Source organism: Mesorhizobium sp. LNJC405B00 (assembly GCF_000502615.1).
Lineage (GTDB): Bacteria > Pseudomonadota > Alphaproteobacteria > Rhizobiales > Rhizobiaceae > Mesorhizobium.
Genome location: NZ_AYWC01000009.1, coordinates 276,228 through 300,264, shown reverse-complemented (window position 1 = coordinate 300,264; position 24,037 = coordinate 276,228). Strand labels below are relative to the sequence as shown.

Annotated in this window: 22 protein-coding genes; 5 read left to right on the top strand and 17 right to left on the bottom strand. The window is 62.7% G+C overall.

Annotated features, from left to right (window positions below; all coding sequences use genetic code 11):
- Positions 1–65 precede the first annotated feature (65 nt).
- From lpxK to epmA, 7 genes are all read right to left on the bottom strand, one after another.
- A complete protein-coding gene (gene lpxK / locus X756_RS147330; protein WP_023730487.1) occupies positions 66–1,094 on the bottom strand; it encodes a tetraacyldisaccharide 4'-kinase in 1,029 nt (342 codons plus the stop codon).
- A complete protein-coding gene (waaA, locus tag X756_RS147335) occupies positions 1,095–2,411 on the bottom strand; it encodes a lipid IV(A) 3-deoxy-D-manno-octulosonic acid transferase (protein WP_023730486.1) in 1,317 nt (438 codons plus the stop codon).
- Entirely contained in the window at positions 2,408–3,196 is a 789-nt protein-coding gene (locus X756_RS147340) for a lysophospholipid acyltransferase family protein (RefSeq protein WP_023724836.1), read from the bottom strand. Before X756_RS147340 ends, waaA begins: the two co-directional genes overlap by 4 nt.
- Positions 3,197–3,201: 5 nt before the next feature.
- The gene (locus X756_RS147345) at positions 3,202–3,447 is read right to left on the bottom strand and encodes a DUF4170 domain-containing protein (protein ID WP_023682943.1); all 246 of its coding nucleotides are present in this window, start codon (positions 3,445–3,447) and stop codon (positions 3,202–3,204) included.
- 68 nt (positions 3,448–3,515) lie between these two features.
- Entirely contained in the window at positions 3,516–4,322 is an 807-nt protein-coding gene (locus X756_RS147350) for a 3'(2'),5'-bisphosphate nucleotidase CysQ (RefSeq protein WP_023712781.1), read from the bottom strand.
- Positions 4,309–5,652: a TldD/PmbA family protein gene (locus tag X756_RS147355; RefSeq protein ID WP_023730485.1), complete on the bottom strand. Its 1,344-nt coding sequence runs from the start codon at positions 5,650–5,652 to the stop codon at positions 4,309–4,311. The genes X756_RS147350 and X756_RS147355 overlap by 14 nt, the downstream gene beginning before the upstream one ends.
- A gap of 202 nt (positions 5,653–5,854) precedes the next feature.
- Positions 5,855–6,901, bottom strand: a complete 1,047-nt coding sequence (epmA, locus tag X756_RS147360; RefSeq protein ID WP_023730484.1) for an EF-P lysine aminoacylase EpmA — start codon at positions 6,899–6,901, stop codon at positions 5,855–5,857.
- A 129-nt stretch (positions 6,902–7,030) separates the two neighbouring features.
- Between epmA and efp the strand changes: the two genes are divergently transcribed.
- From efp to X756_RS147375, 3 genes are all read left to right on the top strand, one after another.
- On the top strand, positions 7,031–7,600 hold the full coding sequence (gene efp, locus X756_RS147365; protein WP_023730483.1) for an elongation factor P: 570 nt from the start codon (positions 7,031–7,033) through the stop codon (positions 7,598–7,600).
- Between the two features lie 71 nt (positions 7,601–7,671).
- Positions 7,672–9,132, top strand: coding sequence for a phospholipase D-like domain-containing protein (locus X756_RS147370; RefSeq protein WP_023689589.1), 1,461 nt, complete (start codon positions 7,672–7,674; stop codon positions 9,130–9,132).
- A gap of 26 nt (positions 9,133–9,158) precedes the next feature.
- Positions 9,159–9,959 carry an endonuclease/exonuclease/phosphatase family protein gene (locus X756_RS147375; RefSeq protein ID WP_023671569.1) on the top strand — a complete coding sequence of 267 codons (801 nt, stop codon included), beginning with the start codon at positions 9,159–9,161 and terminating at the stop codon, positions 9,957–9,959.
- Between the two features lies 1 nt (position 9,960).
- Here the strand turns inward: X756_RS147375 and X756_RS147380 are convergent, their stop codons facing one another.
- From X756_RS147380 to X756_RS147400, 5 genes are all read right to left on the bottom strand, one after another.
- Positions 9,961–11,928, bottom strand: a complete 1,968-nt coding sequence (locus tag X756_RS147380; RefSeq protein WP_023730482.1) for a glycoside hydrolase family 127 protein — start codon at positions 11,926–11,928, stop codon at positions 9,961–9,963.
- 38 nt (positions 11,929–11,966) lie between these two features.
- Complete coding sequence (locus X756_RS147385; RefSeq protein WP_023712775.1) at positions 11,967–12,824, bottom strand: carbohydrate ABC transporter permease; 858 nt, start codon at positions 12,822–12,824, stop codon at positions 11,967–11,969.
- Positions 12,824–13,744, bottom strand: coding sequence for a sugar ABC transporter permease (locus X756_RS147390; protein ID WP_023730481.1), 921 nt, complete (start codon positions 13,742–13,744; stop codon positions 12,824–12,826). Before X756_RS147390 ends, X756_RS147385 begins: the two co-directional genes overlap by 1 nt.
- A gap of 123 nt (positions 13,745–13,867) precedes the next feature.
- A complete protein-coding gene (locus tag X756_RS147395; protein ID WP_023715223.1) occupies positions 13,868–15,106 on the bottom strand; it encodes a sugar ABC transporter substrate-binding protein in 1,239 nt (412 codons plus the stop codon).
- A 68-nt stretch (positions 15,107–15,174) separates the two neighbouring features.
- Positions 15,175–16,215, bottom strand: a complete 1,041-nt coding sequence (locus tag X756_RS147400) for a LacI family DNA-binding transcriptional regulator (protein WP_023730480.1) — start codon at positions 16,213–16,215, stop codon at positions 15,175–15,177.
- 366 nt (positions 16,216–16,581) lie between these two features.
- Here X756_RS147400 and X756_RS147405 point away from each other — a divergent pair, with 366 nt between their 5' ends.
- Together X756_RS147405 and X756_RS147410 are read left to right on the top strand one after the other, a co-directional pair.
- Positions 16,582–17,736: a DUF294 nucleotidyltransferase-like domain-containing protein gene (locus X756_RS147405; RefSeq protein WP_084568511.1), complete on the top strand. Its 1,155-nt coding sequence runs from the start codon at positions 16,582–16,584 to the stop codon at positions 17,734–17,736.
- Positions 17,736–18,491 carry a hypothetical protein gene (locus X756_RS147410; RefSeq protein ID WP_023730479.1) on the top strand — a complete coding sequence of 252 codons (756 nt, stop codon included), beginning with the start codon at positions 17,736–17,738 and terminating at the stop codon, positions 18,489–18,491. The genes X756_RS147405 and X756_RS147410 overlap by 1 nt, the downstream gene beginning before the upstream one ends.
- A 479-nt stretch (positions 18,492–18,970) precedes the next feature.
- On the opposite strand, the gene X756_RS147415 is transcribed toward X756_RS147410, so the two are convergent.
- The 5 genes from X756_RS147415 to X756_RS147425 all read right to left on the bottom strand — a co-directional run bounded on the left by X756_RS147415 (position 18,971) and on the right by X756_RS147425 (position 23,973).
- Complete coding sequence (locus tag X756_RS147415) at positions 18,971–19,639, bottom strand: hypothetical protein (RefSeq protein ID WP_023730478.1); 669 nt, start codon at positions 19,637–19,639, stop codon at positions 18,971–18,973.
- Entirely contained in the window at positions 19,636–20,667 is a 1,032-nt protein-coding gene (locus tag X756_RS1000000169420; RefSeq protein WP_198020039.1) for an adenylosuccinate synthetase, read from the bottom strand. Before X756_RS1000000169420 ends, X756_RS147415 begins: the two co-directional genes overlap by 4 nt.
- The gene (locus X756_RS1000000169415) at positions 20,603–21,271 is read right to left on the bottom strand and encodes an AAA family ATPase (protein ID WP_198020037.1); all 669 of its coding nucleotides are present in this window, start codon (positions 21,269–21,271) and stop codon (positions 20,603–20,605) included. The genes X756_RS1000000169420 and X756_RS1000000169415 overlap by 65 nt, the downstream gene beginning before the upstream one ends.
- Before the next feature lie 2 nt (positions 21,272–21,273).
- Positions 21,274–22,506: an ImmA/IrrE family metallo-endopeptidase gene (locus X756_RS147420; protein WP_198020036.1), complete on the bottom strand. Its 1,233-nt coding sequence runs from the start codon at positions 22,504–22,506 to the stop codon at positions 21,274–21,276.
- Between the two features lie 573 nt (positions 22,507–23,079).
- The gene (locus X756_RS147425) at positions 23,080–23,973 is read right to left on the bottom strand and encodes a LysR family transcriptional regulator (RefSeq protein ID WP_023700616.1); all 894 of its coding nucleotides are present in this window, start codon (positions 23,971–23,973) and stop codon (positions 23,080–23,082) included.
- Between the last annotated feature and the right edge of the window lie 64 nt (positions 23,974–24,037).

Genomic DNA, 24,037 nt, shown 5'->3' with positions numbered 1-24,037 from the left:
GAAGCCGGTCTGACTTATAATAGTGATAAGCGGCGAGAAATATCCTGTGTCAACGCGGGAGCGCCCTACCCTCGCAGCCGGCGCTGCCTCCAGGCATCCAGCGTCTCATCGATGATCCGCTCCGGCACAGTGTCGAGCTCGAACGTGGCGTCTATCTCCAGCACGTCGAGTTGACCAAGGAATTCAGCCGAGGCTGCGCCATGGCGCAGCCGGGCTGCGTCCTTGGCGGTGGTCACGAGGCCCAGTCCCTCACGGCGCACGGTTGCCGCCAGTTCGGCGAGTTCGTCGGGGGCATAAAAATGATGGTCCGGAAACGACCGGCTCAGCGCCACTTCCGCGCCCGTGCCGCGCAGCGTCTCGAAGAATTTTTCGGGATGGCCGATGCCGGCAAAGGCGAGGAACCGCCGGCCGGCGAACCGCTCCTTGGCCGCGGGCTCGGCATGCGCCTCGAAGATCGGCCGGCCGGCGCGCGCCGCCTGGCGCACGACCTGGTCGGCGGCGGTGCCCTCGCCCATCTTCAACAGCCCATCGGTGAACACCAACTGATCGACGATGTTGGCTCTCAGCGGACCGCCCGGAATGACCCGGCCGTTGCCGATGCCGTAACGGGCGTCGACGACGACCAGCGCATAATCGATATGGATGCGTGCGCTCTGAAAACCGTCATCCATGATCAGGAAATCGCAGCCATGGGCTTCCATGAGCAGCTTGGCGCCGGCAGCGCGGTTGGGGCTCACCGCAACCGGCGCGTGCTCGGCCAAAAGCAGCGGCTCGTCGCCGACATGCTTTGCAGCGTCGTGACTGGCATCGACGACATGCGGCTGCGCGAACGAGCCGCCATGGCCGCGCGACAGGAATCCGGGATTGAGCTGCATGCGCCGGGCCTGCTTGGCCAGCGCGATGGCGACCGGCGTCTTGCCGCTGCCGCCGACGGTGAAGTTGCCGACGCAAAGCACTGGCGCGTCGATCTTTTCACGTATCGCCCGATGCATATGGCGGCCGGCGACCATGCCATAGACCGCTGATAGCGGCGACAGCGCAAAGACCCGCCAGTCCGGCGCTTCCCACCAGAAAGGTGGTGCTTCCGACGCCACCTATCGCCCGTCGGCGCCCTTCAGGCGCGACTTGACGATCAATGGCTGGATATAAGGCTCGAGCGACTTCAGCGTGTGCGCCAGCGCACCGCGCATCTGGTCGACTGTGGCGGCACCGGCCGCCATCATCTCATGGCGCGCAACTTCATTGCTCAGCAGGAAATTGACGGCGCCGGCCAGCATGTCGCGGTCGCGCACCAGCTTGGCGCCGCCGCTGTCGAGCAGACGCTGATAGGCTTCGCGGAAATTCTGGACGTTGCGGCCGGCAAGCACGGCGGTGTCGAGCATGGCCGGCTCCAGCGGGTTCTGGCCGCCTTCCGAGGTCAGCGAGCGGCCGACAAAGGCGATTTCCGTCAGCCGGAGATAAAGCCCCATCTCGCCGATCGTATCGCCGAGCAGGATATCGGTGTCGGCGGTGATCCTGTCGCCCTTGCTGCGCCGCGCCAGCTTCAGCCCCATGCCGGAAATCTGCGCCGCAAGGGCTTCGGCGCGGTCGGGATGGCGCGGGACGATGATCGTCAGCAGGCCATGGTGGCGCTTGTAGAGCGTGACGTGAACTTCCGCCGCGACCACCTCCTCGCCGTCATGGGTCGAAATTGCCGCCCAGGTCGGGCGGCCGGCGATCTGTCGCTTCAGCGTCGCCAGCGCCCGTTCGTCGAACGGCGGCGGCAAGGTGTCGACCTTGAGGTTGCCGGACACGGTGACCGGCCGGGCGCCAAGCGCGCGAAACCGTTCGCCGTCGACATCCGACTGGGCAACGACATGTGCAAGGTTCTCGAACAGCGCCTCGGCGATGTTGGCGCGCTTCTTCCAGGATTTGAACGAACGGTCGGAGAGCCGGCCGTTGACCAGCACCTGCGGCACGTGGCGGGCGCCGAGCTCGAGGATCGTCATCGGCCATATCTCGGATTCGGCGATGATAGCCAGGTCCGGCCGCCAGTGATCGAGAAAGCGGCTGACGGCCGGCTTGAGGTCGAGCGGAACATATTGGTGGATGATGCGGTCGCCCAGCCGTTCGTCGGCAACCTGCGCCGAAGTGACGGTGCCCGTCGTCAGCACGATGTTGACACCGTAGTCGAGGATGCTTTGCACCAGCGGCACGACCGCAAGGGTCTCGCCGACGCTTGCCGCATGGATCCAGATCACCGGCCCTTCAGGGCGCGGCCGCCCGGCAACGCCGTAGCGCTCACGGCTGCGGCTGCGGTCTTCCTTGCCCTGCGATGTGCGCCAGGCGACATAGGGACCCATCAGCGGATAGGCGGCTGCACCGGCAAGGCGGTACGCCGCCAGGAAGGCGCGCGCCCAGCCGACGCTCATGGCCTGCCGTCCACGAGCCGATAGGCCTCGGCGGTCGCGGCATTGAGCGCGGCCGTGACTTCCTGGCGCTTGCGCTCCATTTCGGCCTCGTCGGCATTGGCCGGCACGAAAACCGGCGTTCCGATGACGATCGAGGAGCGGCCGAACGGCAGGTTGATGGTGGTCTTGTCCCAGCTTCTTTCCAGCACCTTGCGGCGGCTGGTGGCGATGGCGGCAGGCATGATCGGCCGGCCGGAAAGGCGTGCCAGCAGAACGATACCAAGCCCCGCGTCGCGCGGCGTGCCGTGGGGAATGTCGGCGATCATGGCGACGTTCTTGCCGGCGACGAGTGACTTTTTCAGGGCGATGAGCGCCTTGGCGCCGCCCTTGTCGAGATGCTTCGTGCTTTCACGCCCGCCGGAGCCGCGCACCGCCTCGATGCCGAATTTTTCGATCATCAGCGCGTTGAGTTCGGCGTCGGCGCTGCGCGAGACCATGGCGACCAGCGGCCGTCCCTTGGGATAATAGGCTGGGGTCAGCAGATGCTGGCCATGCCAGAGCGCGATGATGCCGGGTTCGAATTCGGCGTAGTCGCCGCCTGAAAATTTAGCCGAGCCTTCGACCACGCGGTTGGTCAGGCGCACCAGGCGGACGAACTGGGCGAGCAGGCTGACGATCATGCTCTTGACGATTCGCGACTGCGCCAACGGCTCGCGGATCTTGCGCCAGAATGTCTTCGAACTACCGCCGCGTCTTCTTCGGACCGCGGCGCCGGTGGGCTGCCCTTTCACCGCTTCATACTCCATCGCTGTCAACCGGCGGCCTTGCTTTCAGGGTCGAGCAGCCGGTGCAGATGGACGACGAAATAACGCATATGGGCATTGTCCACGCTGGCTTGCGCCTTTGCCTTCCACGCGGTGTGCGCGGTTTGATAGTCCGGATAAACGCCAACGATGTCGAGCGCGTCGAGATCGCGGAACTCGGTGCCTCCCAGCTTCTTCAGCTCGCCGCCGAACACCAGGTGCAAAAGCTGTTTCTTTCCGTCTTCCGCGGCCATTTCGGTCCTTCACATATTGTGAGTTTGCAACAGGTCTAGCCCAAAGCTGCCGACTTTGGAACCTTCGATCACGCTTCCGTATCGGCAATGACGCCGGCAAGCACGGTCAGCAACTGCCCGCTGCCGGCGACCAGCGCGCCGTGACGGATGATCTCCCCGGCATATAGCGGCGCGCGGCCATGGCCGTCGAGCACGGCGCCGCCAGCCTCGCGCAAGATGAGATCGGCGGCGGCGATATCCCAGTCATGCGCGTTGGGCTTGACGAAGGTTGCGTCGAGCGTGCCGTTGGCGACCATCGCCAGCCGGTAGGCGAGAGAGGGAATGTGCGCCGCCCGCCGCACCCGGCCCTGCCATTGCGCCGGCATCAGGTCGATCAACTGCTTCAGCCCGCCGATCTCGACCGTCTTACCCAGGCCGCGCACGGCAATCGGCTTGCCGTTGCGGAAAGCTCCATGGCCAGGCAGCGCCCAATAGGTTTCGCCCTTGGCCGGACATTCGAGCACACCGGTGAGCGTGCGGCCATTCTCGACCACCGCGACGCTGACGCACCACGAGCGCAGACCTTCGAGGAAGCCGCGGGTGCCGTCTATGGGGTCGACGACAAAGGTGCGCCGCGCCAGAAGCCGCGCCGGATCGTCAGTCGTTTCCTCCGACAGCCAGCCATAGTCCGGCCGGGCCGCCAGCAGGGTATCGCGCAGATAGGCGTCCGCCGCGTGGTCGGCTTCGCTGACAGGCGAGGTGCCGCCCTTCATCCACACTTGCGGGTTCTTGCCGAAATAGCGCATGGCGATCGCGCCCGCCTCGCGGGCGGCGTCGCGCAGCAGATCGAGGTCTTCCGAGGCCCCGGCCGATATGACCGGGTCACGCTCCGGCAAGGGTCATTCCTTCGATCAGCAGCGTCGGTGCGGCGGTGCCGAAATCGCGGTCAAGGTCGCTCGCCGGCACCATGTTGAGGAACATCGTCTTCAAATTGGAGGCGATGGTCACCTCGGCCACCGGATAGGCAAGCTCGCCATTGTCGATCCAGAAGCCGGATGCGCCACGGCTGTATTCGCCGGTCACCATATCGACGCCTTGGCCGAACACTTCGGTAACATAAAAGCCGGATTTTAGCGACCTGATTAGGTCTTCCGGCGTCCTGTCGCCCGGCTCGATGGCGAGATTGGTCGAAGACGGCGATACCGACGAGCCGCTGCGCGCGCCGCGTCCGTTGGTGGTCAGCCCCAATTCCCGCGCGGCGGACGTCGACAGGAACCAGTGCTTCAGCACGCCGTTCTCGACCATCAACAGCTTTTCGCCCTCGACGGCTTCGCCGTCGAACGGGCGCGAGGCCTGGCCGCGACGCCGCAGCGGTTCGTCGGTGACGGTGATGGCAGCCGACGCAACCTGCTTGCCCATCATCTCGCGCAAAAAACTGGTCTTGCGCGCCACCGAAGCGCCGTTGATGGCGCCGGCGAGATGGCCGGCAATGCCGCGCGCGACGCGCGGATCGAACACCACGTTGACCGGACCGGTTGCCGCCTTGCGGGCGCCGAGGCGGCGCACGGCGCGCTCGCCGGCCTTGCGGCCGATCAATTCCGGTGCGTCCAGATCGGAAAAATGCTGGTTCGAAGAGTATTCGTAGTCGCGCTCCATGCCGGTGCCCTCACCCGCAATCACGCTGGCCGAACGCGAAAAGCGCGACGCGACATAGTGGCCGACGAAGCCGTCCGACGTGGCAAGCACCAGCCCGCCGAGGCCTGCGCTGGCGCCGCTGCCGGCCGAATTGGTGACACCCTTGACTGCAAGGGCCGCTTCCTCGGCGGCAAGGGCCGCTTCCTTCAACTGATCGGCCGAAACCTCGGTGGCGTCGAACAGATCGAGGTCGCGCACCTTGCCAACCAGCAAAGCCGGATCGGCGAGACCCTGATAGGGGTCCTCGGGCGAGACTTTGGCCATGGCCACGGCGCGCTCAGCCAGCGCCTTGGGGTCCGATGCCGCCGTCGCCGAGACGCTCGCCACCCGGTTGCCGACGAAGACGCGCAGCGAGACATCGTCGCCCTCGGACGCTTCGGTGTTCTCGACCTTTCCCAGCCGCACCGACACGCCGATCGAACGGCCGCGCACGGCAACCGCGTCGGCGGCGTCGGCGCCGGCCCGCTTGGCAGCCTCGACCAGTGCCGCGACGCGGTCGGTCAATTTCGCTGCCTCTGATGTATCGGTCATGCGCGTGGTCCTGGCTGAAGCCGCGCCGGGCGGTAGCGGCTGTTGCACCATCTATTGTCCCAATGCGGCTTGTGCAATGGCGCACGGACAATTGTCCCGCTGCGGCATAGCGCCCGAGCGGAGCGCGAAAGCTATCCGCGGCGGCGGCCGCCAGAGACGCGCGGCTTGACCGGTTTGTGAGTTTAACCGAGGCCGATTTCCGTCAAGGAGTGGCGGCCGGCGTCCAGATCACGTCATCGATCCTCGTCGCGCCCGTTGCCAGCATCACCAGCCGGTCGAAGCCGAGCGCCGAGCCGCTGGCTTGCGGCATGATGGCGAGGGCGGCGAGAAAATCCTCATCCAGCGGATAGCGCTCGCCATAGACGCGCTCCTTCTCGTCCATCTCGGCGGCAAAGCGCCGGCGCTGCTCGGCCGGATCGGTCAGTTCGCCAAAAGCATTGGCGAGCTCGACGCCGCAGCAATAGAGCTCGAAGCGCTCGGCCACGCGCTGGTCCTCCGCGCTCGGCCGGGCGAGCGCCGCTTCCGAGATCGGATAGCCGTACAAGATGGTGGCCCGCCCCTGCCCCAGCACCGGTTCGACCTTCTCGACCATTACCCGGCTGAACAAATCGGCCCAGTTGTCATCGCCGGCCGTGCGCAGGCCGGCCTTGACCAGAGCATCATGGAGTGCGGCGCGGTCTGTGCCGCCATCGGCAGAAACGGTGGCAAGAAGATCGATGCCGGCGTAACGCGCAAAAGCTTCCGCCACGCTCACGCGTTCCGGCTCGGCGAACGGATCGGCCTCGCGGCCGCGAAAGCGGAAGGTTTTGGCGCCGGCCCGCTCAGCCGCGAGCTTCAGCAGTTCGGCGCAATCGGCCATCAGGCTCTCATAGGTTTCGCCGACCCGGTACCATTCGAGCATGGTGAACTCCGGGTGATGCAAAGGACCGCGCTCGCGGTTGCGCCAGACGGCGCCCAGGCTGAAGATGCGCCGTTCGCCGGCGGCAAGCAGCTTCTTGCAGGCGAATTCCGGCGAGGTGTGGAGGTAAAGCGGCCGGCGCGCGCCGTCGGCGCCGATAGCCTCGGTGGCAAAGGCTGAGAGATGCGCCTCATTGCCCGGTGATATCTGCAGCGCCGCCGTCTCGACCTCGATGAAGTCGCGCTCGCCAAACCAGCCGCGCATTGCGGCAGCTATGGCGTTGCGCGCCATCAGCCGCGGCCGGCGGTCGGCGTGAACATCCGGCGTCCACCAGGGCGAAGCGCCAGTCATGGGTTTGCCGGGCAACGGAATTGCTGACAGGGCTGGCGGTTCGGGCCAAGATGCGCTACGGCGACGGCTCTCGCAGCCGATTTGCGCCGAACGATCGTTTCAGGCCAACGAAGTCTAGGATTGAAAACCGTGGTGAAGGTCATCGCCAGTTCGCTCCGTAAAGGCAATGTCGTCGACAAGGACGGCAAGCTTTACGTGATCCTCTTTGCCGAAAACATCCACCCTGGCAAGGGTACGCCGGTCACCCAGCTCGACATGCGCCGCATCTCCGACGGGGTGAAGGTTTCGGAGCGCTACCGCACCACCGAGCAGGTCGAGCGCGCCTATGTCGAGGAGCGCGAGCACACCTTCCTCTACGCCGACGCCGAGGGGTATCACTTCATGAACCCGGAAAGCTACGACCAGGTCGCGGTGCCGGAAAGCGTGGTCGGCGACATGGCGCCCTACCTGCTCGAAGGCATGGCGGTGCAGATTTCGCAGTTCAACGGCATCGCCATAGCCCTGGTGCTGCCGCAGCGCGCTACTTTCGAAGTGATCGAGACGGAGCCGACGACCAAAGGCCAGACGGCGTCCTCGTCCTACAAGCCGGCCGTGCTTTCGAACGGCGTGCGCACGCTGGTGCCGCCACACATCGCGCCGGGCACCCGCGTGGTGGTGATGACGGCCGATGGCGCTTATGTGGAGCGGGCGAAGGACTGAGGCGCGAGCGCCTCCGTCCTGGTTGATCCGTTGCATTGCCTTCTGCGGCCGCTGGCTCGATAGTCCTGCCGATGTGGCAGACCTTTGTGACCTACTGGCCTCTGATCCTTGTGATCATTCCGATGCTGATGGCCGCCATCGGCATCGTCCACGCAATCATGACCAAGGAAGACGTGCGCGCCGCCACCGGCTGGGTCGGCGTGATGATCTTGTCGCCATTCCTTGGCGCGATCATCTATGCCATTGCCGGCATCAACCGCATCCGCCGCGCCACGATCAGCGCCATGCGGCCCGTCGCCGGTGAAGCCGAGACAGCCAAACACGACCACGACATTGCGCTCGAAACACTCATCTCAGCCGAATTCGGCCAGCGCTTTGCCGGCCTGAAGACGCTAGGCGACAGGGTGGCGCGGCGCGGCCTGCTTTCGGGAAATGCAATCACCATCCTGAGGACCGGCGACGAAGCCTATGCGGCAATGTGCGGGGCGATCGACGGCGCACGGCGCAGCATCCTGCTCGAGACCTATATCTTCGACAATGACGAGATCGGACGACGTTTTGTGGAATCGCTGGCCGGCGCGGTCCGGCGCGGTGTGACGGTTCGCGTGCTGATCGATGCGGTCGGCGTGCGCTATTCCGTGCCCAGCATCCTTGGGACACTCCGGGAAGCCGGCGTCACCGTCGATCTGTTCAACGGCAACATCGTCATGGGCCTAAGACTTCCCTATGCGAATTTGAGGACGCACAGGAAAATCCTGATCGTCGACGGTGTGGTGGCGTTCACGGGAGGCATGAACATCCGCAAGGGGTTCTCGGCTGAATTCGCTGGCACTGCCAGCTCGGCGGATACGCATTTCCAGGTCACGGGGCCGGTCGTGGCCGACCTGTTCGCGGTTGCCGCCGAGGACTGGCGTTTTGCCGGCAACGAGGCCCTCAAGGACGAGGTCTGGCACGTGGCAAAGCCCTCGCCGCCTCCCGGTCAGCCGATCCTGGTGCGGGCGGTGGCGTCGGGGCCGGACGCCAGCATCGAAACCAACCACAAATTGCTGACGGGGGCATTTTCCGTCGCCCGCAAATCGATCCGCATCATGTCGCCCTATTTCCTGCCGGACCGGGAATTTGTCAGCGCGCTGGTCACGGCGGCCCGGCGCGGCGTCGAGATCGACATCGTCGTGCCCGCGGTCAACAATCTCTTCCTGGTCGGCCGCGCCATGACGGCGCAGTACGACCAGGTGCTGAAGCACTATTGCCGCGTCTGGCGGCATGAGGGGTCGTTCGACCATTCGAAGCTGTTGTCGGTCGATGGCGTCTGGGCCTATGTCGGCTCTTCCAACCTCGACGCCCGGTCGCTGCGGCTGAATTTCGAAATCGACCTGGAGGTGCTGGATACCGGCTTTGCCGCCGAGATCGAGGGGCGCATCGGAGCGGCAATCGCTTCCGCCAAACCCGTCACACTCGCAACCCTAAGAGCGCGGCCATTTGTCATCCGGGTCTTTGACCGGTTGTTATGGCTGGGATCGCCCTATCTTTAGAATCAGGACAGATTGAACGCAGGCCTATGGACATAAACGGACGCAGCCTTCCTGAAACAGTGCTCCTGTCGATCCGCGGCAGGAAAGCGCGCAAGGCGAACGCGACGCCGCGCAAGCACATTGAAGGCGCCCAGATGGTGGTCGCCTCCTACAACGTCCACAAATGCATCGGCACCGACCGCAGGTTCGACCCCGAACGGACCGCCCGCGTCATCCGCGAGATCGGCCCCGACGTCATCGCGCTGCAGGAGGCCGACAACCGCTTCGGCGACCGCGCCGGGCTGCTCGACCTTGCCCGGATCGAACACGAAACAGGGCTTGTGCCGGTGCCGGTTTCCGGAAGCGGCAAGGGCCATGGCTGGCGCGGCAACGTGCTTTTGTTCAAGCGCGGCACCGTGCGCGACGTCCATCAGATCAAGCTTCCGGGACTGGAGCCCCGCGGCGCGCTGGTTGCCGAGATCGACCTCGACGAAACGCGCACTCTGCGCGTCATCGCCGCGCATCTCGGCCTGTTGCGCCGCTCGCGTTCGGAGCAGGCCCGCGTCGTGCTCGACATCATGAGCAACCAGGATGAAAGGCCGACCTTGCTGCTCGGCGACCTCAACGAATGGCGGCTGGGCAACCGCTCGGCGCTCAAGACGCTGCACGCCACCTTTGGTTTCACGCCGGCGGCGGTGCCGACTTTCCCCTCAGGCCTGCCGGTGCTGGCGCTCGACCGGATCATGGCCAACCGGCACGGCATGGTCTCGTCGGTGGAAGCCCATGACACGCCGCTGTCGCGGGTTGCGTCGGATCATTTGCCGCTGACGGCGTTCGTCAGCCTGTAACTCATCCGTCCCGCAGCCAGACCAGCATCTCACCGGGTTCACGGTTGTCCCAGGCAAAGTACGGGACGGCGGTGATTTTCGTTTCGCTCACCGCCGGCGGATCGGTGCGATAGAGCCCGATTTCCCAGTTTTCCTGGACTTCCTTGCTGGCAAGTGCCGAAAGCGTGACGATGCCGCCGAGCAGGTTCGGCTCGGCATGCGCCTCGATTTTCGCCGTTCGCGGCAGAGCGATGCGATGCAACTGGCCGGGATTGTCGGTCTCCTCGACGCAATAGATCAGCGGACCGCGCGCAAGTGCGACGCGGCCGATGTCCTGACGCACCTCCGGATTGGCGAACAGACGGGCGATCGACATTTCGAGATCGAGTTCGACCCGGTCGCCCTGGCGCCACTCGCGCCGGATCGCGGCATAGCCGTCGCTGGTGATGCCGTCCAGATCGACCGCGGCGCCGTTGATCTTGAGCGCCGCCTTGCCGCACCAGGACGGGACGCGCAGGTGCAAGGTGAATTCCACCGGAGCTTCGGCTTCGATCCGGATCGAGACCGCGCCATCCCAGGGATAATTGCTGGTCTGAATCAGACTGACCGCCCGGTTCGATATGTCGAAGCGCGCGGTGCTGTCGCCGTAGAGATGAACGGCCAGCGCGTCGTCCGACAGGGAGTAGAAATAGCTGCCGATGGAGGCGACCATGCGGCCGATATTGGGCGGGCAACAGGGGCAGCGATGCCATTTCCAGCGATTGTGCCTGCCCCGGCTCTCCAACGGGTTCTCGTAGAAGAACAGCGAGCCGTCGAGCGACAGGCCGGAGATCGAGCCGTTGTAGAGCGCCCGCTCCATCATGTCGGCGTAGCGGGCGTTGGGACCCATGCCGAGCATGCGGCTGGCCCAGAACACCAGGCCGACCGAGGCACAGGTCTCGGCATAGGCGGTTTCGTTGGGCAGGTCGTAGTCGCTGGTAAAGCCCTCATTGTGCGCCGACGGCCCGAGGCCGCCGGTGATATAGAGGTTCTTGGTGGTGAGATCGTTCCACAGCCGGTCGAGCGCTACCCTGAGCGTAGCGTCGCCATATTCGGTGGCGATGTCGGCCATGCCGGAATAGAGGTACATCGCCCTGACCGCATGGCCGACGACCTTGTCCTGCTCGCGCACCGGCTTGTGCGACTGGTTGTACTCATAGGTCTTGAAATGATAGGCCTTCGGATCGGCGCCGCGCGCACGCGCCTCCTCGTCGAAATAATGCGGCTGTTGCCCGCGCTGGTCGATGAAATACCTGGCCAGGTCCATGTATTTCTGCTCGCCGGTCGCCCGCGCCAGCTTGACCAGCGCCAGCTCGATCTCCTCATGGCCGCAATAGCCCTTCTTCTTGCCCGGCTCCGGGCCGAAGGTGTCGGCGATATGGTCGACATAGCGGCACATGATATCCAGCAGCTTGCGCTTGCCGGTGGCCTGGTAGTAGGCGACCGCGCCTTCGATCAGATGGCCGGCGCAGTAGAGCTCGTGGCAATCGCGCAGATTGGTCCAGCGCTTGCCGGGCTGGATGCGCTGGTACCAGCTGGAGAGATAACCGTCGTCCTGCTGCAGTCTGCCGTAGAGGTCGATGACGGCATCGATCTTCTTCTCGAGTGCCGCGTTCTTGCGCCGGTAGAGCGAATAGGCCGCGGTCTCGATGGTCTTGCCCCAATCGGAGTCCCAGAACATCTGCGTCGTCACCGTCGAGCCGGTGAAGCCGGGGCTCGCCGCCTCGTCGGGCGACGGCGAATGAAACGGAATGACGACGCCCGGCGAGGGCCGGTCCGGGTCGATCTGCTCCAGCATGCGCGCCTCGACGCAGCGCTCGTACAGGATGTCGGCGGTGCGCGACGCCACGGCATCGACACGGTCGCCCCAGAAGCCGCGGACATCGACCTGCGGCACCGGCAGTGGGCGGAAGGCGAGTTTGCCGGGCTTGGCGGATGGTTTGGCGGTCATCGTGTCACTCCGTTGGATATTGGTCATTTCACGGCGGGTCATTTCACCGCGCCGGCCATCAGGCCGCGGATGTAGAAGCGCTGCAGCAACAGGAAGAGCACCAGGCACGGCACCATCATCACGGTGACGCCCGCCTGCACCGCGCCCCAGTCGATGGCGCCGAAGCGGCCCGACTGAAGCGCCGTCATCATGATCGGCAGCGTGAATTTGGACTGGTCGGTCATCAGCACGAGTGCGGCCAGGAATTCGTTCCAGGCGCCGAGGAAGGCAAACAGCGCGATGGTGACGATGCCCGGCCAGACCAAAGGCAGCATCACCTTCAGCAGCATGGTGACGTTGTTGGCGCCATCCATGCGCGCGGCCTCCTCGATCTCGCGCGGCACCGCGTCGAAGGCGTTGCGCATCATGAAGATCGAGAACGGCAGTTGCAGCGTGGTGTAGACCAGGACCAGCCCGGTCAGCGTGTTGTGCAGGCCGACCTTGGTCAGCACCAGGAAGATCGGCGTCAGGATCGACTGGAACGGGATCATGATCGTCGACAGGATGACGATGAAGAGCACATCCTTCATCGGAAAGCGGAAGCGCGAAAAGCCGTAGCCGGCGAGCACGCTGACGATCACCGACAGGATCACCGTCATCGAGGCGACATAGAGGCTGTTTTGCGCCGGCAGCCAGAGGCCGTCGCCAAAGGTGTCGAGCGTGCGGTAGTTCTCGACCGAGAAGCCGGTCGTCGGCCATGGCGGCAGCGGCGGCTGGCGCGCCTCCTGCGCCGGCTTGAAGGTCGACAGCACGGCCCAGACGATCGGCGCGATGAACAGCACTGAGGCGATCATGCCGGTCGAATGCTCGGCGATCCTGAGCCAGAGGCGGCTGCTGCGGCTTCTTGCCTGCGCCATCAGTCGATGCCCTCCGGCTTGCGCAGCAGCCACAGCTGAACCAGGCTGAGCGCCACCAATATGGCGAGCAGTATCATCGACAAAGCGGCGCCATAGCCGAGCTTGAACGAGACGAAGGACTGGTTGAAGATCCAGTAGACGGCGGTCAGCGTCTGGTTGCGCGGGCCGCCGCGCAGGATGATGTAGAACTGGTCGAAGGCGAGGATCGAGCCGGCGATCGACAGGATCAGCGCCAGCGCCAGCGTGCGGCGCATCAGCGGCAGGGTGATGGCGCGAAAGCGCGCGAACGGCCCTGCCCCGTCGATCATCGCCGCTTCCTGCAGATCGGTCGGGATCGACTGCAGGCCGGTCATCAGGATGATCATGGTGAAGCCCGCGACCTTCCAGACGACCATGGCGATGATCGACCAGAAGGCCGGCTGGAACGTCGCCAGCAGGTTGAACTTTTTCGCGGTCAGGCCGAAATCGTAGGCGGCCGGGCTGAACAGGCCGGAATCGACATTGAGCAGCCACGACCACAGCAGGCTGGCCGAGGCGAAGCCGACGACCGCCGGCATGAAGAACGACGTCCGGTAAAAGCCGGTCAGCTGCCTGGGCTTTTCGATGAACAGCGCCAGCGGAAAGGCGACGGCGAAGATCACGATGGTGACGATCACGGTGTAGTAGGCGGTGAAGCTCAGCGCGTTCCAGAAGCGATTGTCGCGCAGGATCGCCCGGTAATTGTCGAAGCCGATGTAAAAATGCTCGCCCATCAGCGGCCAGTTGTGCAGCGACATCCACGCCGTCATGCCGAGCGGGATGATGAAGAATACGACGACCAGCGCCACCGCCGGCGCGACATAGAGCAGGCCGATCCACTGCCGGCGGCCGGCGCCGACCAGTTTTCTGGCGCGTGGCGGGGTGGTGGTGATGGCGGTCATTTACCCTCCCCACAAGTGGGAGGGTAAGGAGCGCCGGCCGCCCGTCCAGGGAGACGGACCGGGCGGCCGGATCAGGACCCGCGACGGCAGGGGCGTTGCACCGCCCTCGCCGCCGGCCAGTCCTTATTTCTGCGCCTGGTCGATGATGGACTGCATGGTCTCTTGTGCATTGGCGATGGCGCCATCGACGTCGTCGCCGAAGACGACCTCGTTGATCATCTGCGTCCACGGACCGTTGGCCGAGTTGATCAGGTCGTTGAACACCACGGAATAGGGCGTGCGGCCCTTGGCCATGGCTTCGGCGGCGATCTGGTAGCGCGGATCGAGATCCTTCAGCGCCTCCTTGGCGATGTCGCCGCGCACCGGCAGGCTGCCGTATTTGGCCAGGATGGTCTGGCCTTCTAGCGAATAGGCGAAGTCGAGAAACTCCTTCACCACAGCGAGCTTCTTGGTGCCCTTGGTGACGACGAAATTGTCGCCGCCGGCAAACGAAGACCAGCCGCTGTCCTTGCCCGGCAGGAAGGTGACGCCATAGTCGATATCCGGATACTGCGTGTTGAGCGCGCCGATGGCGAAGGCGCCGGATGGCGAAATGCCGATGTTGCCGGTGGCGAAGGCGGCAAAGAAGTTGGCGCCGGTGTCGGTCTGCGCGCCGGCCGGCACCAGATCCTTCTTGACCATCGAGCGGTAGAGGTCGATGGCGCCACGCAATTGCGGGCTGTCCAGCGTCGCCTTCGAGCCGTCCTCGGAGAGGATGTCGCCGCCCGAGGCCCAGATCAGCGGCGTGAACGTGAAGATATTGCAGCCGCCGCAATTGCCGGAGAAGTAGAAGCCCTTGATGTCGCCGCCAAGCGCATTGACCTTTTCGGCATCGGCCTCGATCTCGGCCCAGTTGGCCGGCCCCTTGTCGGGATCGAGCCCCGCCTGCTTGAACAGCTTCTTGTTCCAGATCAGCACCGAGGCGTCGGCCGAGAACGGCAGCCCGTAAATGTGGTCCTTATAGGTGCCGGTCTTGACGTGCGCCGGCGACAGGCTGGCGAAATAGGGCAGCGATTTCGCCCAGTCGGTGATGTCTTCGAGCTGGCCGGCGGCGGCAAAGGATGGCGTGTAGATCAGGTCGAGCGACAGCGCGTCGGGCGCCGTGCCGCCGGCGGCGGCGGCGCCATATTTCGGGATGATCTCGGCATTGGGAATGATGTCCAGCTTGACCTGGTTCTCATGGCCCTTGTTGAAGGCGTCGACGATGCGCGGCATGAAGTTCGAGCCGTCGGCGCGAACCCAGATGTTGGCGGTGTCGGCGGCCATTGCAGGCAAGGCAATGATGCTCGCCGCGAGCGCGAACCCGGTAATCATGGTCTTCATGGTTTTCCTCCTCATGGTTTTTCTCCTCCTCCCTGTTGCGGCGCTCTTGGATCGCGCCGCGCGTTCTCCTAGCCGTCCGGCGGACGGCCGCATGACTGACGCACCACCAGCCGGCACGGCAGTTTTCGAATGCCCGGCGCGGCGGGTTGGCCGCCGACGAGCGAAAGCAGTGTGAGGCCGGCCTCGCGGCCGAGCGCTGCCAGGTTCATATCGACCGAGGTCAGCGACGGGCGGGTCGCCTCGGCCACGATCTCCCAATTGTCGAAGCCGATGACGCCGACATCATCAGGCACGCCTAAGCCGCGCTCGCGCAGCGCATCGATGACGCCGCGCGCGATCTGGTCGTTGCCGCAGAAGACCGCGTCAGGCTTTTCGCCTTTGCTATCGAACAGCTTGCCGACGGCGTCGTGCCCCCAGGCTTCCGACCACGAGCCGAGCAAGGGCTCGGTCGCCGGCAGGCCATGCTCGGCCAGAACGTCGCGAAAAGCCTGCGCCCGCTCATGCACCACGGCAAAACTGGCGGGACCGCTGACATGGGTGATGCGCCGCCGCCCGAGCCGGCAAAGATGCTCGACCGCCAGCCGCGCGCCGCCGGCATCGTCGGAGACGAAGGCGATGGCATCGGGATCGGGCTGGCTGAAGGCGTAGATGACGGGCACGCCGAGATTGGCGAGGTCGACCGGCAAATGGCGGTCGATGCGCTTGCCGCTGGCGATGATGCCGTCGATGCGCTTGTCCAGCATCGCTTCGACATGCAGTTGCGCCAGCCGCGGATCGTCCTCGACATTGCACATGAACACCGACACGCCGGCATCGACCAGCGCATCGGAAATGCCCGACATGACCGGCAGCGAAAAGCGGCCATAGGTATCGTTGGTCAACAGGCCGACGGTAAAGGAGCGCCGCCGCAGCAGGCTCTGCGCCAGGCTGTTGGGGCGAAAGCCGAGCCGCTGCGCCGTCTCGCGAATGCGCTGCCGCGTCTCGGCCGTCATCCGCCCCTGCCCGTTCAGCGCCTTCGAGGCCGTGGCCACACTGACGCCAGCCATCGCCGCCACTTCACGCAGCGTGACGGGTTGTTTGGCGGGTGCGGGCGAGGTGTCGGCTGCCATGGTGCGAGGCGAAATCCCTTAGTTGGGAAAAGGTTTTCTCTTGCTGGCCTGTAGCGTTTCGATGCGGGTGGATGGCCGACGCTGCGGAATTTGGGAAAAGGTTTTCCCAGAGGGAGATTAAGATGAGGATTTGGGTATGGCAAGGGGTGTTGCGTGGTTGTTCGTCAGTGACGGTCACTGACGAGAGCAGATGTCGCCTTCGGGCCGATTGCAGACCGTCAGTTTTCAAGTCGCGCTTAGAGGATAGCTGCCATTGAGTAAGCGACCCCCGTTGTCGTCAGGACGGCTCTCAAAAGCGGACGTGAAGACCGCCTTGCTATGCCGGCACCTCGTACTTTTGGCTGCGGCGCGGCCTGAGATTGCAATATGCGACGCACTGTCGGTCTCGGAAAAGGGGAACGTGAGCCAAGACAATCGCGCAGCAAGGGGCTATATCAAGGGCGAGTCTCGAAAGATGGTCCTGCGTTCATGTCAAAATCGACTCTTGATGCCTTGCGTGGGTCTGACACCGGCCACTGGAGAAATATCGCAGCCGCACAGTCGTTAAGTAAGCAGAAGTGGTTAGAGTTAGCCAGCTTGGTAGCTCAAGAACTGACGACTGACGAGGTCAGTTTTGTGGTGTTCGGATCATTGGCCCGCGAGGAGTTCACCCTCGGCAGCGACCTTGACTGGACACTGCTGATCGATGGGCAAGCCGATTCCGGGCATCTTGAAATCGTACACTCCATAAGGGCTGCTCTCGAAACCGCTAATTACAAGGTTCCCGGTCCGACCGAAATGTTTGGCGGGATGATATTCAGTCATGAACTCGTCCACGCCATTGGCGGGGATGAAGACACGAACAAGAACATGACGCGGCGGCTGTTGCTGCTCCTAGAGTCAACGGCTATCGGCACTCCTACGCAAAAGGCTGCACATGAACGCCTCATCCGCGGCATCCTTGGTAGGTATGTCGAAGAAGACGCCAACTTCATCACCAGCAACACGCGTCACGATAAGATCCCGCGCTTTTTGCTCAACGACGTAGTTCGCTTCTGGCGAACAATGGCAGTTGACTATGCCAACAAGTATCGTGCTCGAGCGGGTGACAAATGGGCGTTGCGCAATATTAAACTTCGAATGTCACGCAAACTCTTGTTCGTCTCCGGCTTTTTTATGTGCATTTCCTGGGCATTGGAGAACCGGGGAAATGACGTTGAGCAGCTCCGTCAGAATCTCATAGCCCATCTAATGTCTTGGACCCAACGCTCGCCGTTGGAATCGTTGGCCCGTATTGTTCAGCAATATAGGCCATCCTTGAAGTCAGAGATTTTCGACAGCTACGATGAATTCTTAGCGCTTCTAAATAATGATGACATCCGCAAACATCTGGAGAAACTCTTGCCGGAGGAAGCTTACAAGGATCCAATCTTCCTAAAGGCGCGAGAAACTGCAACGAGCTTTGACGCAGCCCTAACAACCCTGCTGTTCGATACGAACAAGGATATTACTCGCCTCGTCCAAAAGTATGGAGTCTTTTGATGGCGGTCATAGGATTCTCAACCGGGGCTATCGCGTTCGACGATTTTGCAACCGCGCTGGACCTACTTGAACCTACCCGAGCGACTGCTGTCGAGTTATCGGCTCTCCGCTCAGTTGAGCTGGCTGGATTGTTGAGCGCTCTGCCCAAAATACTAAAGCAGGCACGCCAGCGCTACAGCTATATCAGCTTTCACGCACCGACCAACTTTACTGACGAAGCAGCCACAGTAGACCAGTTGGTTGCAGTTGCGGAAATGGGCCTGCCTATAATAGTTCATCCTGATACGATTCATACGCCAGCGCTGTGGATGAAACTTGGGGCGAAACTCTGCGTAGAGAACATGGATTCTCGCAAAGCCATTGGCCGCACAGCGGATGAGTTGGCAGAGTATTTCGACGTGTTGCCGGAGGCTGGTCTTTGCTTTGACATCGCTCATGCGCGACAGGTCGACCCAACAATGACCGTTGCCGCGGGAATTCTGAAGGCACACGGCAATCGCCTGATACAAACGCATATTAGTGAGATCAATTCGCGAGGGACTCACTTTATGATGTCGTCAGCTGCCCTGCGCGCTTTTGAACCGTTCGCTAAGATCATGGCGCGCGCTCCGGTAATTCTCGAGTCAATAGCGAGATTGCCTGACGAGATCGAAAGAGAGCTTGAACAGACGGAGAGGCTTCTGTTAGACATCCCCAAACGCTCAGTCTCGCACGCCATCACTACACCAGGTTTCACTATAAATCCTGCCGAGTAGGTTTTCACCAGGGTTGCTTGTTGTTCAGTATTTTTCAGGATGACGTTACGAGGGTTCTGCCGAAAAATAGCCGGAGCTCCGTATTCCTGGGGCCGAAGGCCGATCGCCTCGACCCATTCGTCGACGAGACGGGCATACTGCCTTGTGCTCATGTGAGCCCTTGGATCGATCCTGTTCGGAAATGCCTAATCACCCACTGTCCCGTAGCGTCGCTCCAATCATGCGAATAGGCTGGAGCGTGCATCGCTCATCAACTCGAACTGAACAGGTCGGCCGGTCTTCTGTTGGATGACCATCGCGAGAGGCCTGATTTCCGGTCCTACAACAAGCTGGTCGATTTTGATCTTGACGAGATCGCAGGCGCGTAGCTTGCTGTCGACGAGGCGCACCAGTCACGCAAATATCACGACGTCGTCGGACATGTTACCTTTCGCCGAAATAGCATGTCTTCGCGCAATTTCAGTTTACGTTTCTATTTGTCAAAGCAACCTCTCAAGAGTTTTTCCGCACGTGCGGATCGATACTTCGGTCACATATGCCTTGATATCTGGAACGCCGCCGATCACCGTGAGTTCAACGACGACATCGCTCGCCCGTCGCTTCGCACGCCACGCGGCGTAAGGGTAAGCGTCGATCGGCAGAAACGTGTCTGCACCGCGCGGATGCGGAAAAGGCATAGTGCAGCCGCTGTTCATTGGTGACAGCTCAATTCTGTCCCTATGTGCTGTAATGAGGGACCGCGTATCAACCTTCAAGACGACATGCTCGTCCCGCCTGTAGGCTCCGGCACATAGGAGCCGCTCCAACCTTTGTTCCGTCAGCCAAAAAAACACCCTCTCGTTGAGGCGCTTATGCCAGTCGGCCGGCGTCAACCCGTCGCGAAGGCATTTCGACAGGTGATGGTCATGCATCGGAATCTGATCGCGGATCACCGCCTCACCGTGCATGACATGGGATATCGGGACTGACTTGGGCCGCCGTCTTGTGGTGAGTTCGGTCCGGAGCTGGCCACTGACCTCCCAGAGGTTGAGCAACGTGTCCGTGGGAAGGAGCCCGTGCTTCTTGATCGACGGCCAACTCTGCCGCATCGCCATGTGATAAAGATGCGGACAGTCAGCAATCAGGGTTTTTAGTTCCTCTTCCGTCACCACGACCTCCTGTCAATCACGTTACGCCAGTCGAACTTGGTCGATATGAGCGTCACCGGTTGGCCGGACACACGCTCAACCTCCTCGATAAAGCGCAAGGTTTCCTCGGTGAGCTGCTCGAAGCGATAGGCATTCCTGTTACGCACCGACAAATAGTCCACGAACGTTAGCGCGATATCGGTTGGACCGTTCAGGACGCATGACCGGTGGAGCTGGACCCAGTCAAACTCGCCGAAGCGACGGGATCTGCCGGTAGTGGTCGTCACTTCGCGTGACTTCAATTCCTCTACGGGAATACCAGACCGTAACGCAATGTCCTCATGGGTGATCTCAGCCCCGCCGAAATCGCCCGACGGCCCGCCCACGCGTATTGGGTAGGTGCGGAAAACCGCAATGGTCCGCCTCACGCGGCCCGGCGCAATGCCAGCATCCGCCAGGCAACCGGAAACCGTCGTGTCACGCGACGTCACATGGGGGTAAGGACCATGGTGGAGGCTCAGGCTGGTCCCCTGCGTGCCCTCAAGCAGGACGCGCTGGCCCCGGCAGTAGGCTTCGTCAAGCACGCGTTGGGCTTGGCCAATGTACGACTTCAGCTCGGACACGTCCTTGGCGAGCCTGACCGGGGGGTCTTCCGCGCCACCCCGTCCCATGATCTTCCGAGCTGAAGCGGCGCCAACGCCTTGCGTGGTCGACCCCATGCTCGCAAGCTTAGCCTTTTCCACCTCCTTATCGATGTCTTCGATAATCATCGCCTGCTCGTCGATCACTAGCCGGTCTGCGCTGATCTTGTGAGTGCTGATCTCGGCCAAGAGCTTCGCGGGATGGATCACCGCGCCCGGCCCGAGCAGCAATTGCGCGTTAGGCGCCCGTTCCGAACCGGACGGGAGGTGGAAGTATTTCTCGGGCATGGGGACAGCATAAACCTGGTGTCCGGCATTTGATCCTCCCACCCGCACGAACAGGTCATACTCCGGCGCGATGTGACCTACGATGTTGCCCTTTCCCTCGCTCCCGAACTGCCCTCCCACCAAGACGTCGACTAACCGGTCGACAGACCGGGGGTATCAACCCGAGAAGGGCCGTCGCACGAACGGACACGTCTTCGGGCGTGCAGTAGTCGGTGTTGATTACGGTATCGGCGAACGACGCCAGTCCTTCGACCTTGCGCTCCGTGGCATTGGCTGCGGCCTGGCTCCAGGTAACGCCGTCGTCGGACCTCACCTTGCGCTGGCTGAAACGCTTCTCAAGTGTTTCTGGAGACGCCGTTAGATGGACGTGATGGACCACAGAGTCGCCGAAGGCGCGCCGGATCGCTCCGATCTGGCCGTTGATCCGCACGGCATCTAGGACAAACAACCCCGCCGGGAGTTCATCATTTGAACGACGTTCGTCGATCAACGCGGCGAGCGCTTCAGCCAGCCAGCGACCATCAGTCTGGCGGTCAAGTCGCTCGCCGGCGCGCTGCAACTCCTGGCGCTTGTCAGAGGTGCGCGGAAGTGTACGCAGGATGAGTTCGCGGGTCTTAACGAGCGTCGCGGCGTGCCGATCGACGAGCCGGGCCGCAAGCCGTGTCTTGCCGGCACCGATGCGACCGGAAAGCAGGACAATCTGCAGTTTCCGGCGCGTGTTCAAGCTCAGAATTCCAGGCTGTGTTGGGTCTGGCGGGGCGGAAGATCATAAACCCATACCCCCTTATCCAGCCCGTCGAAATTTTGGCGGATCAAGGCTTCGACGACCTCCCAGTCTCCTCCCGCCCCGCCCGTCCCTAACCGGGGCATGTGTAAGGACGCTCCCCGGTGGCGTGTAACATCAGCGAGTGTGGCCATGGCTTTGGCCAAGGCTTGATAGCGTATCCGAGTACCCCCGCTTGGGCCGAATCCTTCCTGCGCGACCAAGCTGGCCAAGGTGAAGCTGGGGGTAGTAGCATAATGAACCTCGCCCAAGCGCTCGGCCTTCGGCTTCGACTTCATCCATTCCCCGAACTCGGCCTCGGCCTTAGGGAAGCGCTTCGCCATCTGCCGCGCGACACCCCCGCCCCAGCGCAACGCGCGGTCGTTGACGAGTTGGCAGACGATGACCGGCGGTATAGTGCGGGGCGCAAGGATGTCGCCGTGGATGAAGTGCAGGAAGTCGCCGAGATCGCGTCTGCCGTGTCGGATCAGTCCTGCAACGCGTGGCAGAAGGCTGCCTGGATAACCGGGAATGCCGACGCACTCGACGGAAGCCGGATCACCATCCGGCCAGTGCTCGATGCTGTGCGCTGTCGCACCGATCGCGTTGGCTTGCCTCACGATGCTGCCGTCAGGTATGCGCCTCTCCCCAAGCGCGAGCCTTGGCGCTGATGATGACGCGATAGCATAATCGATGCGGTAACCGACTTGTTCGCCGTCCGGATGCGGTGAAGCGATGAACATTGTGATGGGAGCGTCAGTAACGCTCACCACGCGGATAAGGTAGGCCTCCGTCGACACGTCGAACTGTAGGCGGTCCTGGATCAACCGTTCAAGCGGCGGGACGTGGTCGAGCTTCGGCAAGCTACCGACCGGCATGACGATTTCGGAAGCGCCGAGATTGCAGAGAAGCTCGAGTTGCCAATCGTCGCGGATGGCCGCATCACCGCCGCGGTTCCGTATGGCATCACCAACATCTGGAAAGAACGTGTGGGCGATCTCATGGGCGATTGAGAACCGTGCCCTCGCGCGTTTCTGCTGTGGATTGTACTCGATGCGAGGCCCACGGTCGTCGACGATCGTTCGGGCGTCCGGAACGGCGGCACTCGCCTCCACCCGCAGACCGATCTGCCGGGCAAGCGTGATCGGATTAAAGGGAGGCCCCGACCACCCCGCGTCGCGCGCTTCGAGGACCACCGCACGCACCCTCCTCACCATCGCCTCGACAGGGTCTCCCTCCGGAGCAAAACTCCGTACGGAAGGGTTAGTCCAATGCCGAACCCCAAATTGTCTCATCTGAAATCGCTCCTCCTGGCGTCGTCTTTGTTATCAGCCCGATCAATCCGAAGAGAATCGCATCACCTTACTTGGATCAACATGTGTGTCGTGCTTTCAGTGGCCGCACAAGTATATACCGTGCGGTATCACAATGCGCCTGCTTGGCAAATGCCATGCTGCCACGCCGCTTCACCCCTGAAAGTTTGCTTTGGGTCGTAGGCGGCTGTTCAAACTCACGCGGCCACCCGCTCCAGGGGAGATCCCCGCCCAGACACACTCCAGAAACAAAATTCAACCGTTCGGAAAAACCGGCGAAAAGATCGGGTGGCATAAGCTTCCCGGTCGGGATTCCGGGTTCTTCCTTTTTGGACCACCAACAAAATCGCAGCGGCGGCGCAGGGCCTGCTCCAGCGGCGGCATGAACAGCCGGTCGACGCCCGGGTCGACCTGCCATTTACCAAGGCCAACTTTATGATCCAAACAGTCTTGGCGTCAGATGCGATGGCGGAGCGCGTCGATGATCACCGCCATCGCAGGGGAGAGCTGTCGCCTGCTCGGATAATAGAGGTGATAGCCGGCAAAAGGCGGGCTCCAGTCGTCAAGCACGAGCCTGAGGCGTCCCTCGGCGATGTGGTGGCTGACGAGGTTTTCCGGGACGTAGGCGATCCCGAAACCGCTTGTCGCAGCCTCGATCATGGGAATGGACGAATTGAAGGTGAGTTGGCCTTCCACCCGCACACGAAGGTCGCGGCCATCCCTGGCGAATTCCCAGGCATACAATCCGCCGAACGTCGCCTGCCGCATATTGATGCAATCGTGATCGACCAGGTCCTGGGGCGCGGTCGGAACCGGATGGCGGGAAAAGTAGTCCGGCGAAGCCACGGCCACGAGCCTCCAATCCGGCCCGATGCGCACTGCGATCATATCCCTGTCGATGCTCTCGCCGAGCCGCACGCCTGCGTCGAAGCGCTCCTCCACAATGTTCTTCATGCCGTTGTCGCTGTAGAGCTCGACGCGCACGTCAGGATTGTCGTTGAGCAAGGGCTGGAGCTTCGGCCAGACGGTCGTCTGGAGCGCATGGTCGGACAGGGTGATGCGGACCGTTCCGGAGGGCTTGTCGCGAAACGCCACCAGGCTTGCGAGGTCGGATTCGATTTCCTCGAAGCGGGGAACAAGAGATTGGAATAGTCGCTCGCCGGCCTCGGTCGGAGAGACGCTCCGCGTCGTACGCGTCAGCAGGCGGACGCCAAGGCGAGCTTCAAGCTCCTTGATTGTCGAACTCAGGGTCGACTGCGAGGTTCCGAGCTTTGCCGCCGCCCTGGTGAAACTGCGCTCGCGGGCGACCGCCACGAACCAGAGCAGATCCTTCATGCCATCGCGCTGCATAGGGCACCTCCCATCGGACATTCATATCATGAGCAGATAAGTCCATGCGGATTGCTTAGTCTAC